This is a genomic window from Anaerovorax odorimutans, assembly GCF_024459955.1.
In the GTDB taxonomy this organism is placed as follows: Bacteria; Bacillota; Clostridia; order Peptostreptococcales; family Anaerovoracaceae; genus Hominibacterium; species Hominibacterium odorimutans_A.
In genome coordinates this window covers 1-16548 of sequence record NZ_JANFXK010000005.1, presented here as the reverse complement: position 1 = coordinate 16548, position 16548 = coordinate 1, and the positions used below count along the sequence as shown (strand labels likewise).

The following is a 16548-nucleotide window of genomic DNA, read 5'->3' as shown; positions in this document are numbered from 1 at the left end:
ACTTTGATTATGGCAAACGAAACACTTAACAACACAGCAGCGCAGGCAGGAGGAAAAAAGGAACGAAGCTATTTTTTTGATACCTTTCGCGGTCTTTTGATTTGGACCATTCCCATTTCCCATTTTACGATGGTAGGCGGCAACTTTCACCAGGCATCCTTCGGGGGAGTCGTATACATAACCATCAACGTATTTGTCATGCAGGCATTCGTTTTTCTGTCCGGCTATTTTTCCAAGAGGCCGGCGAGGGCCAGGGAAACGGCCTTTAAGACATTTCTGTTCCCCTATATCCTCCTGGTGCCGTTCTTTTACGGAGTACGCTATCTGATCAACGGAAACGCGCATCTGACCTGGATGGATCCGCCGCTGGCGCTCTGGTATCTGGTGGCTCTGTTCGTATACAGATTCTTTTTAATAGACTTTATTAAGAGCAAATATATCGTACAAATCAGCATTATCATTTACCTGGTGGCGGGACTGATTCCGCAGCTGGACGGAACGCTAGCTCTGGGAAGGGTAGTAAGCTATTTCCCATTCTTTATGATCGGATATTTCTGCCAGAAGGAGCATATCGCCAAGATTCAGACTCTGAAAAAGTGGCACTGCGCCATTCTGGGAATCGTACTCATCGGTATCAATATCCTGCTGGCCTACAAGTGTCCGGTGTCTGTGGAATTCTACCTTCTGCGGGGACCGGGAGCCGCGTTCGGGCTAACCTGGTATGTGGATGTTCTGATGCGTATTGCCGATTTCATCATCCCCTGCGGCTGGATCGTGCTCATGCTCAATATCCTGCCAAAGGGAAAAAATTACCTGACCTACGTGGGCATGAACACCATGTCCGTTTACATCCTCCATCTGGTTGTCCGTCAGCTGGTGAAGAAATATGATCTTCCCGACCCCAATATGTTTGTGTATTACCTCTGCCTTTTCGGACTGGCATCCCTGTGCGTAGTGGTGTTTTCCAGCCCGCCGGTATCAAAGGGGTATAACTGGGTGTTCGATTTCCTTTATGATAAGGTGTACCTGAATATCAAAAAATTTGTGAAATGGGCCCTGGGGATTGAAACCAACCGGGATAAAGCGCTGAAAGAAGCGGAGAAAGAGAAATAAGCTCCTTTGAAACAGCCAATCACACAGTTTGTTCCATTCGATTTGATCATAATAATTTATTATTGATATATAAAAAAATATAATTTTGAATTATCAATATTTGATGGTATGATGATAGCAGTTAAAGAAAGTGAGGTATATAGCATCTATGGAATTTTTTAAAAAGACAGGACCGGGTATTCTTCTTTGTTTATGCATCGCGATTCCATCCTGGTTTCTCGGTAACCTGGTTCCTGTCGTAGGCGGCCCTGTTTTCGCAATTTTAATCGGTATGATCGTAACGCAGGTTCTGAAGAAAAAGGAGCCGTTTAAAGTGGGCGTTGCCTTCACATCAAAAAAGATCCTCCAGTATGCGGTCATTTTATTGGGATTCGGCATGAATCTTTCCGATATACTGATGCAGGGAAAACAATCGCTGCCGATCATCATCTGCACCATCTGTACATCTCTCATCATTGCTTTTGTTTTATGCAAAGCGCTGAAAATGCCGTCCAAGATATCCGTCCTGGTAGGGGTCGGTTCATCAATCTGCGGCGGATCTGCCATTGCGGCCACTGCTCCGGTTATCCGGGCCGACGACGAAGAGATCGCACAGTCCATTTCAGTCATTTTTCTCTTCAACATCATTGCCGCGTTGATCTTTCCTACGCTGGGAGGACTTTTGGGACTCAGCGACCAGGGATTCGGTCTCTTTGCGGGAACTGCCATCAACGATACTTCTTCCGTTACCGCGGCAGCCACGGCCTGGGATGGAATTCACGGCAGCAATACGCTGGATACGGCGGCAATCGTAAAGCTGACCCGGACTTTGGCAATTATTCCAATCACTCTGATCCTGGCACTGTATCAGACGAAAAAAGCAAAGGATTCTTCTGATGACTCCAAGGTGAGCATGAAGAAAATTTTTCCCTTTTTCATTCTGTTCTTCGTGCTGGCTTCGGTGATTACCACAGTGTTCAGCCTGTCAGCGGCCGTTACAGACCCGATTAAGACGCTGAGCAAGTTCTTTATCGTCATGGCGATGTCAGCCATCGGGCTCAATACCAACATCGTAAAATTGTTTAAAAACGGCGGGAAGCCGATCTTTATGGGCCTTTGCTGCTGGATAGGGATTGCCGGCGTCAGCCTGCTGATACAGCATGTGCTCGGTATCTGGTGATTTTGAAAGTGAGGATAATATGAATAATTATGTAATCACGATAGGAAGACAGGTGGGAAGCGGCGGCTCAGTCCTGGGAAGAAGCCTGGCGGAACACTTTGGATTCAATTATATCGATAAAGATCTGGTAAAGAAAGCGGCAAAGGAGCTGAATTCCCCGGAGGAGGACCTGGCGCCGCTGGATGAAAAGGAAACCCTGGCCAATAGGCTCCTGCTGCAGACGGGAGGTTATCCCAGGGCATATATGTCGGACGATTGGAAGACCTTCACGGGAGAGGACCTTTTTAAGACAGAATCGAAAATCATCAGGCAGTCCGCGGAGCGGGCATCCTGTGTAGTGGTGGGACGCTGCGGATTTCATCTCTTCCGCGGTTATGAAAGACATATCAGTTTGTTCCTGTATTCGGACGAGGAGCAGCGTATCCGGCGGCTCAGCAAGCATCTGGGAATGGCTGATGAAAAGGCTTTGAAAATGATGCGGAAACTGGATAAGGAAAGAGCCCGCTATGTTCATACTTACACGGGAAGCGCCTGGCAGGACCCGACCAACTATGATCTGACGATTGACACAGCAAAGCTGGATGATGAACAGCTTCTGGAGCTGGCCATTCACTATATCTGTAATCGCTTTCCGGAGCTGGAAAAATAGCGGAACAGAAGACAAAGGAGGCCGATCATGCTCGATTTTCGTCTTAATACATTTCTGACCGTATGTAAATATATGAATTTTACCCGGGCGTCGGAGGAACTTAATATCACCCAGCCCGCGGTTTCTCAGCATATTCACTATCTGGAAGAACTCTTTCAGGTAAAACTGTTCGATTATAATAATAAGAAGATCAGGCTCACCGAAGCGGGGGCTTTTCTCCAAAGCGCGGCGACTACCATGGTCCACGACGTCATGCACCTACAGGATAAGATGAAGCAGCTGCAGGGAGCAAAAAAGGAACTGGTATTCGGAGTGACACTGACGGTAGGCGAATTCGTGATCCCGGGGCCGGTTGCCGGCTATCTGAAAGCGCATCCCGAGACTGCGGTGCGCATGACTGTGGCCAATACCCAGGAGCTGTTGAAAAAACTCGACGATGGACAGATTGATTTTGCCCTGGTAGAAGGTTTTTTTGCCAAGAATGAATATGATTCAAAGGTCTACTCCAAAGAGCCTTATATCGGCGTGTGCAGTCCCCGGTACAAACCTGCGAAAAAGATGCTCAGAATTGAGGATACTTTTGAGGAGAGGATCATCGTGCGGGAGGAAGGCTCCGGCACCAGAGAGATCTTTGAGCGTTACCTGGAGAGCCGTAATTTTTTAATCAGCGATTATAAAAATATGATTGAGATCAGCAACATCAGTGCCATCAAAGCTCTGACCGCCGAGGGATGCGGAATCACCTTCCTCTATGAAGCGGCGGTAAAAAAAGAGCTGGAAACAGGAGCGCTTGTGAAGATTCCTCTTAAAGATTTTGAACTGACACATGATCTTACGTTTATCTGGCGAAGAAACAGTGTTTTTTCGCCAGATTATAAAGAGCTGTTTTACCAGCTGAAGGATTAGAAAAGGAAGGAAAAAACATAGAGCAAGGCGACTCCAACCGCGGCGCATATTACGGCTGCGCGCCAGATTCCATACTCCCGGTCCATCTTTTTCCTCTCTGAGTCAGAAGGCTCATCGATAGCATCACCCGTAAAGAGAAAGTCCACTTTCTCTTTTTCTGTTTCCGGCATTTTTTTGAAGCCGTTTCTGGTGAAGAAAAGCAGCAGGCCGAGGCAGGACCAGAGAATCCCGGCGATTACCGCTTCCGGGGAAAGCTGCGTCATCAGGAGCAGATAGATCACAATGCTGATTGCTGCTCCCGCCGCCAGACCGGGAGCGCGGTAAGATCTCGTCAGGTCCGGATATTTTTTCCGAAGCCCCAGAGCGGATGCCATACCGATTACATAATAAAGCAGTGTCGCGAACAGGGAGAGAGAAGCGATGTAAGTGATGGAACCTGTGGATACCAGCAGAATCATCAGAAGGCCCAGCAAAATCAAAGCTACAAAAGGACTGTTAAAACGTGGATGAATCCTTCCGAAAATTGGCGGAATCGCATTGTCCCTGGCCATAGTGAAAAGATAACGTGCAGGGGCGGCTATGGCGGCATTTAATGTAGAAAAATCGCCGCCAAGGGTGATGCCCAGACAGAGAAGAATCAGTGGGAAGCCTACAATTCCAGCTGTCTTCATGGCGTGGGCATAGGGAGCATCGGCAGCAGCCAGCGCAGCCAGACTGTCTGCGGGCGAGATACTGATCAGGGCCCATTGGAACAGTGCGGTTACCGTAAAGACGATGAAGGGAGCCAGAAAGAGCGCCCGGGGAAGGTTGATGCGGGGAAAGCAGACCTCTTCTCCCATGGCGCAGCAGGTTTCAAATCCGGCAAAACACCACCAGATCATAGCGACGCACGGGAAAAAGCCTTTTAAACCGCCGCTGCCCTGGATTCCGGCCGCGGAAAAAGAATCCAGGTGAAATACCGGGAGCATGGTTATGAACCAGACGAGGGTAATTCCCCAGAAGAAAAACATAAACCCATTTTGCAGTCTGCCGCTCATTTCCACTCCTCTCACGGAAAGAATGACAAAGAAGAGGATAGCGGCCGAGGCGATGAGCGGATCACTGACGGGTAGGGAAATCCCCAGCGCCAGAAACAGAGTGCGCAGATAGAAGCTGAAAGCCAGGGCCTCTCCGCTCGCTACGGAAATCATAGAGATGATGAAATTCCATCCGGCCAGCATGCCGAAGGGCCGCCCCAGGCCCAGCGAAGCGTATTGATAGGTTCCGCCGGCAAAGGGCAGGGCCGCTCCCATCTCCGCATAGATCAGAGCCGGATAAATGCTGATCAGAAGCGCTGCGAAAGTGGCGAAGATGACCGCGGGGCCCAGGACGCCCACAGCGCCCGAGCCCACGGTAAAAAGACCGACGCCGATGACGGTTCCAACAGTAATGGTAATAGATTCACGCATGCCGAAACATCGTTTCAGCAAAGCAGGCTGATTGATATGTAAGTCTTTCATAAAACATTCCTTTCGTTAAAAGTCATTAATTTATGTTATGTAAAGTGAAGAAAATGGTGTTTCCGCTTTGACGAATGGAAAATAAAGGAGTACAATAAAGAAAAAGAACTGTTTGGAAAGTGGGGTGGAATTATGAACAACTATGTTATTACCATCGGCAGACAGGTTGGGAGCGGAGGCTCTGTTCTCGGAAAGGCTATCGCAGAGTATTTCAATTTTAGCTATATTGACAAGGAGCTGCTGAAAGAAGCCGCCGAAGAATTGCACATTTCGGAAGAAGATCTTGAACATCTGGACGAAAAAGAATTCCGTGCGGGAAGGTCCCTGTTTCAATCCGGCGTATACACCCTGCCGTATATGACAGACGCCTGGAACGTACCGACAGGAGCGAACATCTATCAGATCGAATCGGAGCTGATCCGGCAGGCGGCGGAAGAGGGTCCCTGTGTAATTGTAGGACGCTGCGGGTCCGATCTGTTCCGCGGCTACAAAAAACACGTAAGCTTTTTCCTCCATGCTGACGAGGATGAGAGGCTGGAACGGCTGGAAAAAGACCTGGATTTTCCGCATGAAAAATCCATTAAAATGATTGAAAAGGCCGACAAAGCCAGAGCGCGTTACTACAACACCTATACAGGGCGCAAATGGCTGGATCTCACCGGATACGATCTTTGCATCGATACCGGAAAGCTGGATGACGAAAAAGTAAAGGAAATCGCGATAAATTATATCTGCACCAGATTCCCTGAACTGAAAAACAGACTTTAATCGGCGGGCTGTGCGCAAAGGGCTGAGAATATTATTTGCGCGCAGCCTTTTCTATTTATTACGTCTTTATGGGCCTGCGCCGCTGTTTTATTCCGGCGGCGCGGGATAGCGCAGAATTACAGTCTGAAAACCCTCCGGGAGGGAAAATTTCTCAGCATCGACGCAAAATAAATTCGGTGCTGAGAAATTTTTTGCCAGGCCGTTTTTTGGCAGCCGGATTTTACGAAAAATTTTCAAGAAATTTTTTAAAAGAGTGTTGACAATACTACATAAGAGTGGTAAATTTAAACTGTAATTAGCACTCACTTATAAAGAGTGCTAACAGGAGGAACCGCAATGGAATTAAGTGAAAGGAAACTGAAAATACTACAGGCCATCATAAGCGACTTTATCAGAACAGCAGAGCCGATCGGTTCCAGAACACTTTCCAAAAAGTTCGATCTGGGGATAAGCCCTGCTACGATACGAAACGAAATGGCCGATCTGGAGGAGATGGGTTATCTTACGCATCCCCATACATCCGCAGGCCGCGTTCCCTCCGAGCTGGCATATCGTCTATATGTAAACGATATGATGAAGAAATACGAGCTGACGGAAGAAGAAAAAAACGCTATCGCCAGCAAGCTTTATGAGAATGTGACAGAATTGGAAAAGACGGTGCAGCACGCCGCGAAGATCTTATCGGATATTACCAACCTCACATCCTTCGCGCTGACGCCGTCACCTGATGAAGATACACTGAAATACATCAATTTGCTGCCGGTAGATGAGCATACGGTCGTACTGATGATCGTTTCCCACAGCGGCAAGGTATCCAACACGGCCCTCAAGCTAAAGGTGCCTTATACCGAGGACGGTCTGGAGCTTCTGGCCAAGACCATGACCTATAACTACAGAGGAAAGACCCTCAGTCAGGTACTGACTTTGGATATCATAGAAAGCTTTGAGACAGACATCGAAGCGATGAGCGCGCTGGCTAAAAAGGTGGTACCCAATTTCATCAAGACGCTGGAAGATATGCTCAACGTCAACCTCTATATGGATGGGCTGACGAACATTTTCTCCATTCCCGAGTACAATGACCTGGATAAGGCCAAGATGTTTCTGGAAATGCTGGGTAAGAAAGAGGATTTCACAAAGACCTTGATTAACAGGGAAAACGGCGTAATAATAACCATTGGAAAAGAGAACACCGAAGACATCATGCAGGACTGCAGCCTGATTACCGCCACCTACCATGTGGACGGTAAGCTGGCTGGCAAGATCGGCGTGATCGGGCCGACGCGGATGCGATACGGACAGATTACTTCGGTAGTTGAATATTTAACGGAGAATATAAGCAATACATTTAAACTGTCAGGAGGAGGCAAGGATGACGACTAACGATCCCAAAGAACGCGAAGCGGCTGCTGAAAAGGCAGAAGAAAAAAAGGAACCGGAAGTAAAGGAAACAGAGGGTTCCCAGGAAAACGAAGCAAAGAATGAAGAAAACGGCAAGACTGGGGAAAACGACGAAGAGAAAAAAGAAGAGAAGAAAGAACCGGAAGAAGATGAAAGCTCTCGTTATATGAGGCTGATGGCCGATTTCCAGAACTACAAAAAACGTGTGGAAAAGGAAAAAAGCGATATCTATTCCTATGCCAACGAGAAAATCGCAGTAGAACTTCTGGCAGTCCTCGACAACTTCGAGCGGGCTCTGGAGCACGATGCCGAAGACGCGAGCTTTAAAGAAGGCATGGAGATGATATTCAAACAGCTCTTCGACGTGCTGGAAAAAGCAGGGCTCAAGGAGATACCTGCCCTTGGAGAGGATTTCGATCCCAACTTCCACAATGCGGTTATGAATGAAGATACCGATGAATATGACAGCGGAAAAGTTTCCGGGGTCATGCAGAAAGGGTATACGTTAAACGGAAAAGTGATCCGGCCTTCCATGGTAAGGGTGGCAAGTTAATAAAACGGTTAATGTTTAAAAATTAAAATACATTAGAATACAACATAAAAGGAGAGAGTAACATGGGAAAAGTAATAGGTATAGACTTAGGTACAACAAACTCGTGCGTAGCAGTATTAGAAGGGGGAGAACCTGTAGTAATCGCTAACGCCGAAGGCAACAGAACGACTCCATCCGTAGTGGGCTTTGCCAAAAACGGAGAAAGACTGATCGGTGAGACTGCCAAGAGACAGGCTATCACCAACCCGGACAGAACCATCGCCTCCATCAAGAGACACATGGGAACTGACCATAACGTAGAAATCGACGGTAAAAAATATACACCGCAGGATATTTCAGCGATGATCCTTTCCAAGCTGAAAGCGGACGCTGAAAGCTATCTGGGCGGAACAGTAACAGAAGCGGTTATCACCGTACCGGCTTACTTCACAGACAGCCAGAAACAGGCTACAAAGGACGCAGGCAAGATCGCCGGACTGGACGTAAAGAGAATTATCAATGAGCCGACGGCAGCTTCCCTGGCGTACGGCCTTGACAAAGACGAAGCGCAGCACAAAATCCTGGTATACGACCTGGGCGGCGGCACATTTGACGTTTCCATCCTCGAGCTGGGTGACGGCGTATTCGAAGTACTGGCGACAAACGGCAACAACAAGCTGGGCGGAGACGACTTCGACGAGGCTGTGCTCAACTACCTGGCCGATACTTTCGCAAAGGAAAACGGCATTGATTTAAGAAACGATAAAATGGCTCTGCAGAGACTGAAGGAAGCTGCTGAAAAAGCGAAGAAAGAGCTTTCCAGCGCGCAGACCACCAACATTAACCTGCCGTTCATCACAGTAAATCAGGACGGACCGCTGCATATGAACGTGGATCTCACAAGAGCCAAGTTCGACCAGCTGACATCCGATCTGGTTCAGAAGACCATCGAACCGATGCAGAAGGCCATGAACGATGCCGGCGTAACCAACAGCGATATTTCCAAGGTAATCCTGGTAGGCGGTTCCACAAGAATTCCGGCCGTACAGGACGCAGTTAAAAAAGTTACCGGCAAAGAGCCGTTCAAGGGAATTAACCCGGATGAATGCGTAGCCATCGGCGCTGCTATTCAGGCAGGCGTACTGACTGGCGAAGTAAACGATGTACTGCTGCTGGACGTAACTCCGCTGTCCCTGTCCATCGAGACACTGGGCGGCGTAGCTACCAAGCTGATCGAAAGAAATACGACGATTCCGACAAAGAAGAGCCAGATCTTCTCCACGGCAGCGGACAATCAGACAGCCGTAGATATCCACGTAATGCAGGGTGAGCGTGAAATGGCCGCAGGAAACACCACATTGGGACGTTTCCAGCTGACCGGTATTCCTCCTGCTCCGCGCGGTGTACCTCAGATCGAAGTTACTTTCGATATCGACGCCAACGGCATTGTAAACGTACACGCCAAGGACATGGGTACCGGCAAAGAACAGAGCATCACCATCACATCTTCCACCAAGCTGTCTGACGACGAGATCAAGGCCAAGGTAAAAGAGGCCGAACAGTACGCGGAAGAAGACAAGAAGAGAAAAGAAGAAGTAGAAGTACGCAACCAGGCGGAAACTCTGGTATATGAGACAGAAAAGAACCTGAAAGAAATCGAAGGCAGTCTGTCAGAAGAAGAAAAGAATGCCGTAACCGCAGCTAAGGACGAACTGTCCAAGGCTCTGGAAGGCACCAATATCGACGAGATAAAGGATAAAACGGAAAAACTTACGGAACAGTTCCACGCTATTTCAGCCAAGATGTACCAGCAGGCACAGCAGGCTCAGCAGAACGGCGGTGCGGGCGCTGACCCGAATATGGGCGGTCAGGCGGACAGCGGCGCGGCAGGCGGCCCTGCAGGGGACAACGTAGTAGATGCTGACTATGAAGTAGTAGATGAGGATAAGAAAGACAACTAGTCCGACTCTGACAGAGCACTCCCACGCAGGGGGTGCTCTGCCCGAGTATATTACTTAAAGTGAGGAAAAGGCAATGGCAGAGAATAAGAGAGATTACTACGAAGTCCTTGGACTGCAAAAGGGCGCCAGTGATGATGAAATCAAAAAGGCTTTTCGTAAGCTGGCCATGAAATATCATCCTGACAAAAACCCGGGGGACAAAAAAGCCGAAGAACAGTTCAAACAAGTCAATGAAGCATACAGCGTTTTATCCGATCCTGAAAAGAAAAGCAAATACGACCGGTTCGGCCATGCGGGTGTAGACCCCAATGCCGGATTTGGAGGAGGCGGTGCCGGTTTCGGCGGCTTTGGCGCAGGCGGCTTCGAAGATATCTTTGATATGTTCGGGGGTATGTTCGGAGGCGGCGGTTCCCGCCAGAGACGGAGGAACGGCCCGATAAAAGGCAACGACCTCCAGAAAGCTATGACCATTACCTTCGAGGAAGCTGCTTTCGGTACCAAAAAAGAAATACAGATTAACAAATATGTGGAGTGCGAAACATGTAAAGGCAGCGGCGCGCAGCCGGGCACATCCAAGACCACATGTTCCAAGTGCGGCGGCACCGGAGAGATCCATACGACCCAGAGAACGCCGTTCGGTACGTTCCAGAGCGCGTCTCCATGTCCGGACTGCGGCGGTACGGGACAGATCAACGAACATCCGTGCAGTGACTGCGGCGGCACCGGAAAAGTCAGAAAGACGGTTACCATTTCCGTCGATATTCCGGCCGGCGTGGACAATGATTCGGTTATTTCCATCAAGGGGCAGGGCGAGCCTGGCAGCAACGGAGGTCCCAACGGCGATCTGTACGTTGTATTGACGGTAAAACCGCATAAACTCTTTGAAAGAAGAGGCCAGGATCTGTGGCTGGAAATTCCCATCACCTTCGATCAGGCGGCGCTGGGAGATGATATCACTGTGCCGACGCTGGAAGGCAAGGTATCCTATAAGGTACCTGCGGGAACTCAGCCAAACACCGTATTCAGGCTGAAAGGAAAGGGCATAAAGTCCGTTCGTTCCAGCAGGAAGGGAGATCTCTACGTGAGAGTGCTTCTGGAAGTTCCGACCAAACTGAGCGGAAAACAAAAGAAGGCTATTCAAAACATGGCAAAAGAGGTGAAGAACGACTGTTATAAAAAGAAAAGCGGATTCCTGGAATCCATGAAGGAGTTCTTCAGTTAAAAGGATTTGAAAAAAGAGACCTGTCGCAGGCGTGCGGCGGGTCTCTTTTAATTAACGATGGGCAGATTCGCATGAAGGCCTTACAGATAGGAAGAGCGGCAGACAGCTGTCATTTTTATTATTTTTTAAATTTTGCGACAACTCTTGACTATACGGTAACCGGATGGTTTATAATAAACGTGCCAATTCTATATAAAAATACTACTTTTTAATAAAAGGAAATCCCAAAATGAAACTGAATCTGAAAACGAAAATCGCATATGGGCTGGCCGGTGTGGGGGATTCCGCCCTCTATAATCTGGCGGGAACCTTTCTTCTCTTTTTTCTGAGCACAGTTGTGGGAATAAGTCCGGCAATAGCCGGAACGCTGGCTGCCATCGGTTCGATATGGGAGACGGTGTGCGGGGCCGTAGTCGGTTACCTTTCCGACAATACATATACCAGGTTTGGAAAACGGAAGCCCTACCTTTTAATTGCTTCCTTCCCTTTGGCCGTGTTCACAGGACTTCTGTTCACCTCCATTGATGCCAGTGAAAGCGTTCGGATCGTCTATTACGGCATCACCATACTGCTGTTCTGGACTTCTTTTTCAACCTTTTTTGTTCCCTACCTAGCCTGGGGCGCGGAGCTGACGCAGGATTACGATGAACGGACCGTGCTGCGGGGATACACCTATCTCTTCAACGCGCTGGGCATGGCAATGGGCATGATTCTGCCCAACATCATTGTGGATTTTCTCCTGAATATGGGAAGGAGTTCCGCGCAGAGCTGGCAGCTCATGGCCGTGTTCTGCGGCGGATGTTCCGCCCTTACGATTTTTATCGGAGCAGTGGGGATTAAAGACCGCTATGAGAAGGAATACGCGGAGCGAAAGGCCGCGGGCACCCTGCCGGAAAAGAAAAGGAGAACAGGGAGCAGGATAAAGGAGCTGGCGCTGATAATCTGGGATATGCTGCGAAACTACGGACAGATCTTAAAGCTGCGTTCAGTTCGCTTTATCGTGGGCACCAGCATTTTCTATCTGGTTGCTTATGCGATATTCTGCGCGGACAGAATGTATTTCTTTACCTACAACATGGGGCTTTCGGCAGCGGGCATCACGTTTATCATGGCTCTCATGACCTTTGCCTCCGTATTGTTCGTACCGGTAATCCTGCGGGTTAATCGCTACTTCGATAAAAGAACCATGTTTATCTTTGGTATGGGATTCTGTGCGGCCATCATGGCTCTTTTCGGATTGACAGGGGTACATTCCATTCTGATGCTCTGCCTGTTTTCCATGGCTTACTGCGTGGGCAGCATCTGTTACTGGCAGTTGGTTCCGGCAATGATCTACGATGTCTGCGAGGTGGACCAGCTGGCAAACCGAAAGCAGCGGGCCGGGCTGGTTATTTCTCTGCAGTCTCTTTCCGAATCCATGGCCAATGCGGTGGGCCTGCAGATTTTGGGGCTGATCCTTCAGTTTGCCGGGTTCAACGGAGAAGCCGCGGTTCAGTCGCAGACAACCCTTGTCTGGACCCATCTGTCCTTTACGGTTATTCCTGCGTTCTTTATGGTGCTGTCGATCATCATGGTTATCAAATATCCGATTACCAAGACTATGTACAATAAAGTGCTGGACGCTCTGGCATGCCGGGAAAAGGGTGAGGAGATCGACCTGCAGCCGTTTAAAAAACTGATCTGATCAGGCTCTGAGCAGGGGAAGAGACAGCTTCACCGTATAGTTGTCATAGCCGCCCGCGGACATTTCATCCAGCAGCAGATCTTCATAGATATGCGCTCCCGGACGGTATCCGTGATCGGCGGCGTACTGCAGCAGGCGGGCGCAGATTTCTTCAACTCTGCCGTAGCCCTGATTGTCGCAGCAGACCGCAAAATCACCGGCAGGACATACGATGACCGCATCTGAGCCGGACTGGTCGGTGCGGGTGTAAAAGTACGAGTAAATATAACTTTCTCCCGGAACAATGCAGCTGATGGGAATCATGCCGCCGATGGCGTAGGCGCTGTATATGTCCAGGCTGTGACAAAAATTCAGATGTTCGGTCACAGCGGCTGCGATATCCTTTTCCACGTCATCGCCCAGATATTCGGTGGCGATCAGGTACTCTTCCGGCCGCGTCTCCAAAAATATTTCGTTGATGGGAACGGAAAGCCCTTCTTTCGTGATGCGGAGCTTGGTATCGATAAATCGTTTGAGCCATTGGAGTTCTTTGATTTTTTCGTCCACCTCCTGCTGCTGTCGTTCCAAAAGTCGGATAAAAGCTTCGGGACTGCGGTGGTCCAGGTATTTTTTAATGTCAGCAAGAGGCATATCCAGGTCTTTAAGCATAGAAATCGTAGAAAAAACTTCCAGCTGGGTGTAGGAATAGTAGCGGTATCCGTTTTCGCCGACGATCTCGGGAGAAAGGATGCCGATGTCATCGTAGTGAAATAAGGTCTGCTTCTTCACATTGCAGAGCCTGGCGAATTCGCCGGTGGTAAAATAATCCTTTAGATTTTTTTCCATTTTTCCATTCCTCCTCTTGACTGTATGGTTACCATATACTTTATCATATTTTTATAAGAAAAGAAATGAGGTTTTAACATGTTTGAGTATTCGAGTTTTGAAGAAGCATCGTGGCTCAGGTGGGCCGCGAAGGACAAACGTGAGGCCAGAGTCTGCATCATGGGCGTGCCTTTCGATAATGCGGTGAGCCTGAACAAGGGAACCGCCAAAGCGCCGGAAAGGCTGAGATCTTTGTCTGTGGATATGTCCGATGTAACAGAAGATTTTAGGGAAATCAAAGAAGGCATCCTGTATGATTTCGGAGATATGCACCCGCAGCTGGATTGGGAGTCCTATTTTTCCGATGTGGAGGAGAAGGCGCTGGAAGTGATGGAGACAGGCGGTTTTCCGCTGTTTATCGGCGGAGACCATTCGGTGACGATCCCGTTGCAAAAGGCCTTTGCCAGATATTATGAAGGTAAAAAAATCGGTGTCATTCATTTTGACGCCCACTATGATCTCTGCCCGGAATATGACGGACACAAGTGGTCCCACGCCTGTACGGAAGCACGCGCTCTGGAAGACGTTTGCGGCGGAGAAGATCTTTCCTTTGTGGGAATTCGTGTAGCCGAGCTTATAGAATTGGAACTGATGAAAGAACATCCGGGAATCACCACCCACAGGGCTCTGGATGTTTACGAGAGAGGCGCAAAGGCGGTTGCCGAGGCGCTGGTCCGTAAATACGCGGATTATGACGCAGTTTATCTGACTCTGGACATTGATGTGCTGGACCCGGCTTTTGCTCCCGGCACGGGGACCCCTGTAGCAGGAGGGCTCTCCAGCAGGGAACTGATTGAGATTTTTAAAGTGCTGATCCGCAGGGCGCCGATAAAGGCCATGGACCTTGTGGAGGTGGCACCTCCTCTTGACGTGAACGATGTGACATCCTGGGCCGCTCTTCGAATCATACACGAAGTCCTGGGCAAAGCCTCCGAGTAACCTTAAGGGAAGGGATGAGACACCTGTATGGAACATTTATTTGATAAAGAAGTTAAATTATCAGTTTTCGTTAAATTCATAACGCCATCAGTGATTATGCTGATTGTCATTGGCCTCTATTATATCATCGACAGTATTTTTGTTGCCAATTTCGTGGGCTCGGACGGATTGGCGGCCATGTCAATCGTTTATCCGATCCAGGGTCTGGTCTGGGGCGTATCGATCATGCTGGCCGCCGGTTCCAGCGCCATCGTAGCCATAAAGATGGGGGAGGGAAAGCAGAGGGAGGCCAACGAAAAATTCACCCTGATCTGCATCGTTTCCGCAGTGATAGGCATAGCGACGATCGCGGTCGGATATCTGTTCATCGATCAGCTGATCAATTTTCTCGGTGCTACGGAACGGCTGTGGGATCTTTGCAGTGACTACATTCGGATTTTGATATTGGGAGCCCCGGCTGCGTTTTTAGGCGTTATTTTTGAATACTTTATCCGTGTGGACGGAAGGCCCGGTTTTACGCTGGCTTTATATCTGTCAGGCGGTATTGTTCATCTTGCTCTGGATTATGTGTTTATCGTTATGCTGGGCTGGGGTATTCAGGGGGCCGCATGGGCCACTTTGGCCGGCCTGGTGACCGTTATGCTGCTGGGAGCCGCCTATTTTATTGTCAGGGACACCCAGCTGAAAATCGTCAGACCAAGATGGGACGGAAGATATATTGCCCACTCCATGCTCAACGGCTCATCGGAAATGGTTTCCGAAGCCTCCGCCGGAATCACTACCTTTGTCTTTAATATGATCGTGATCCGCCTGGCGGGAGAAGACGGCGTGGCGGCCCTGAGCATTGTGCTCAATTCCCATTATTTACTCATATCCGCTCATTTGGGATTTATTACGGGGGTGGCTCCTCTGATCAGCTATTTCTATGGCGCGAAGGAATACTTGAAGGTCAATGTGTTTCTCAAGTATTCGAGAGTGTTCATGTTAGCGTCTTCCGCAACGATCGCCGTGCTGTGCTTTATCTTTGCGCCTTTTATCGCGCAGGCGTTCGAGCCGAAGGGAACTCCCGTCTATGAAATGGCGGAGACCGGGGTAAGGTTCTTATCCGTGGCGTTTCTCTTCACCGGCGTAAACATTTTTGCCTCAGGATTTTTCACCGCTTACGGAAACGGTCAGATTTCCGCCCTGATATCCTTCAGCCGGGCGTTGATCATGGTTATCATCGGAGCAGTCGCACTATCCTGGCTCTTTGGCCTTCATGGCGTGTGGATGACTCTGGCCTTTGCCGAAATCACCACCACCGGCCTGGCCCTGTTCATGTTCCGAAAATATAAGGATAAATATCATTACGATCTGTTGTACAGAGGTGACGGTAAAGAACCCCTGCCGGCCGCCGCAGAAGCGGAACCAGTAAAATAAGCCGAAGCGAAGAACTCCCCCCCATCCAGATTCTTGTTTGAAATAGGTTGCTATCAGGAGCATAATGCTGTAGAATAATAAGAGAATTCAGAATTATCTTTAAAGTGTGTAGTGGATAAAAGTTTGGGAAGGGGGAATAGCAAATGGGCAGCAGAGAATTATTCTTGGGAATTTTGATTTTCTGGCTGATTTGGCTGGCTGTGGTCCTTCATAGACATGGGAGCTTTGAATGGCTGGCGGAAAAATACGATAGTTTGAAAAAAAAGTTCAATCAGAGAAGACACGGGGAGAAATAATTCCCGCGTCTTTTTTTCGCTATGGAGAGAAAGTTTCGGTTTTCATTTGGAGGGAAACCCTGAGAGGACAGCGAACGCACCTGTCAATAACTTGAGAAAATGTCTCTTTTTGCGAAGGAAATTCACTTGAGAAAAT

General features: G+C 48.9%; 15 protein-coding genes. 13 read left to right on the top strand and 2 right to left on the bottom strand.

The annotated features are described in order from the left end of the window. Window positions 1–9: 9 nt before the first annotated feature. From NE619_RS05715 to NE619_RS05700, 4 genes are all read left to right on the top strand, one after another. Window positions 10–1113, top strand: coding sequence for an acyltransferase family protein (locus NE619_RS05715; protein WP_256131418.1), 1104 nt, complete (start codon window positions 10–12; stop codon window positions 1111–1113). Between the two features lie 148 nt (window positions 1114–1261). After that, window positions 1262–2272: a YeiH family protein gene (locus NE619_RS05710; protein ID WP_256131417.1), complete on the top strand. Its 1011-nt coding sequence runs from the start codon at window positions 1262–1264 to the stop codon at window positions 2270–2272. A 19-nt stretch (window positions 2273–2291) separates the two neighbouring features. Beyond that, window positions 2292–2921, top strand: a complete 630-nt coding sequence (locus NE619_RS05705; RefSeq protein ID WP_256131416.1) for an AAA family ATPase — start codon at window positions 2292–2294, stop codon at window positions 2919–2921. Window positions 2922–2948: 27 nt separating this feature from the next. Beyond that, window positions 2949–3827, top strand: coding sequence for a LysR family transcriptional regulator (locus NE619_RS05700; protein WP_256131415.1), 879 nt, complete (start codon window positions 2949–2951; stop codon window positions 3825–3827). On the opposite strand, the gene NE619_RS05695 is transcribed toward NE619_RS05700, so the two are convergent. After that, entirely contained in the window at window positions 3824–5326 is a 1503-nt protein-coding gene (locus tag NE619_RS05695; RefSeq protein WP_256131414.1) for an APC family permease, read from the bottom strand. The two genes, NE619_RS05700 and NE619_RS05695, sit on opposite strands and share 4 nt — an antisense overlap. 132 nt (window positions 5327–5458) lie before the next feature. On the opposite strand from NE619_RS05695, the gene NE619_RS05690 reads away from it, so the two are divergent. From NE619_RS05690 to NE619_RS05665, 6 genes are all read left to right on the top strand, one after another. Next, on the top strand, window positions 5459–6094 hold the full coding sequence (locus tag NE619_RS05690; protein WP_256131413.1) for an AAA family ATPase: 636 nt from the start codon (window positions 5459–5461) through the stop codon (window positions 6092–6094). Between the two features lie 336 nt (window positions 6095–6430). Then, on the top strand, window positions 6431–7477 hold the full coding sequence (gene hrcA / locus NE619_RS05685; RefSeq protein ID WP_256131412.1) for a heat-inducible transcriptional repressor HrcA: 1047 nt from the start codon (window positions 6431–6433) through the stop codon (window positions 7475–7477). Next, on the top strand, window positions 7467–8048 hold the full coding sequence (grpE, locus tag NE619_RS05680) for a nucleotide exchange factor GrpE (RefSeq protein WP_256131411.1): 582 nt from the start codon (window positions 7467–7469) through the stop codon (window positions 8046–8048). Before hrcA ends, grpE begins: the two co-directional genes overlap by 11 nt. A gap of 62 nt (window positions 8049–8110) precedes the next feature. Then, window positions 8111–9988, top strand: a complete 1878-nt coding sequence (gene dnaK / locus NE619_RS05675; RefSeq protein ID WP_256131410.1) for a molecular chaperone DnaK — start codon at window positions 8111–8113, stop codon at window positions 9986–9988. 73 nt (window positions 9989–10061) lie between these two features. Next, on the top strand, window positions 10062–11210 hold the full coding sequence (dnaJ, locus tag NE619_RS05670; protein WP_256131409.1) for a molecular chaperone DnaJ: 1149 nt from the start codon (window positions 10062–10064) through the stop codon (window positions 11208–11210). A 229-nt stretch (window positions 11211–11439) separates the two neighbouring features. Further along, window positions 11440–12894 (top strand): MFS transporter, encoded by a 1455-nt coding sequence (locus tag NE619_RS05665; protein ID WP_256131408.1) that lies wholly within the window; start codon window positions 11440–11442, stop codon window positions 12892–12894. On the opposite strand, the gene NE619_RS05660 is transcribed toward NE619_RS05665, so the two are convergent. Beyond that, window positions 12895–13719, bottom strand: a complete 825-nt coding sequence (locus NE619_RS05660; protein WP_256131407.1) for a MerR family transcriptional regulator — start codon at window positions 13717–13719, stop codon at window positions 12895–12897. It lies immediately after the preceding gene. A gap of 78 nt (window positions 13720–13797) precedes the next feature. On the opposite strand from NE619_RS05660, the gene speB reads away from it, so the two are divergent. From speB to NE619_RS05645, 3 genes are all read left to right on the top strand, one after another. After that, on the top strand, window positions 13798–14697 hold the full coding sequence (gene speB / locus NE619_RS05655) for an agmatinase (protein ID WP_256131406.1): 900 nt from the start codon (window positions 13798–13800) through the stop codon (window positions 14695–14697). A 27-nt stretch (window positions 14698–14724) separates the two neighbouring features. After that, window positions 14725–16116 (top strand): MATE family efflux transporter, encoded by a 1392-nt coding sequence (locus NE619_RS05650; protein WP_256131405.1) that lies wholly within the window; start codon window positions 14725–14727, stop codon window positions 16114–16116. 143 nt (window positions 16117–16259) lie between these two features. Continuing rightward, window positions 16260–16412, top strand: coding sequence for a hypothetical protein (locus NE619_RS05645; protein WP_256131404.1), 153 nt, complete (start codon window positions 16260–16262; stop codon window positions 16410–16412). Window positions 16413–16548 lie beyond the last annotated feature (136 nt).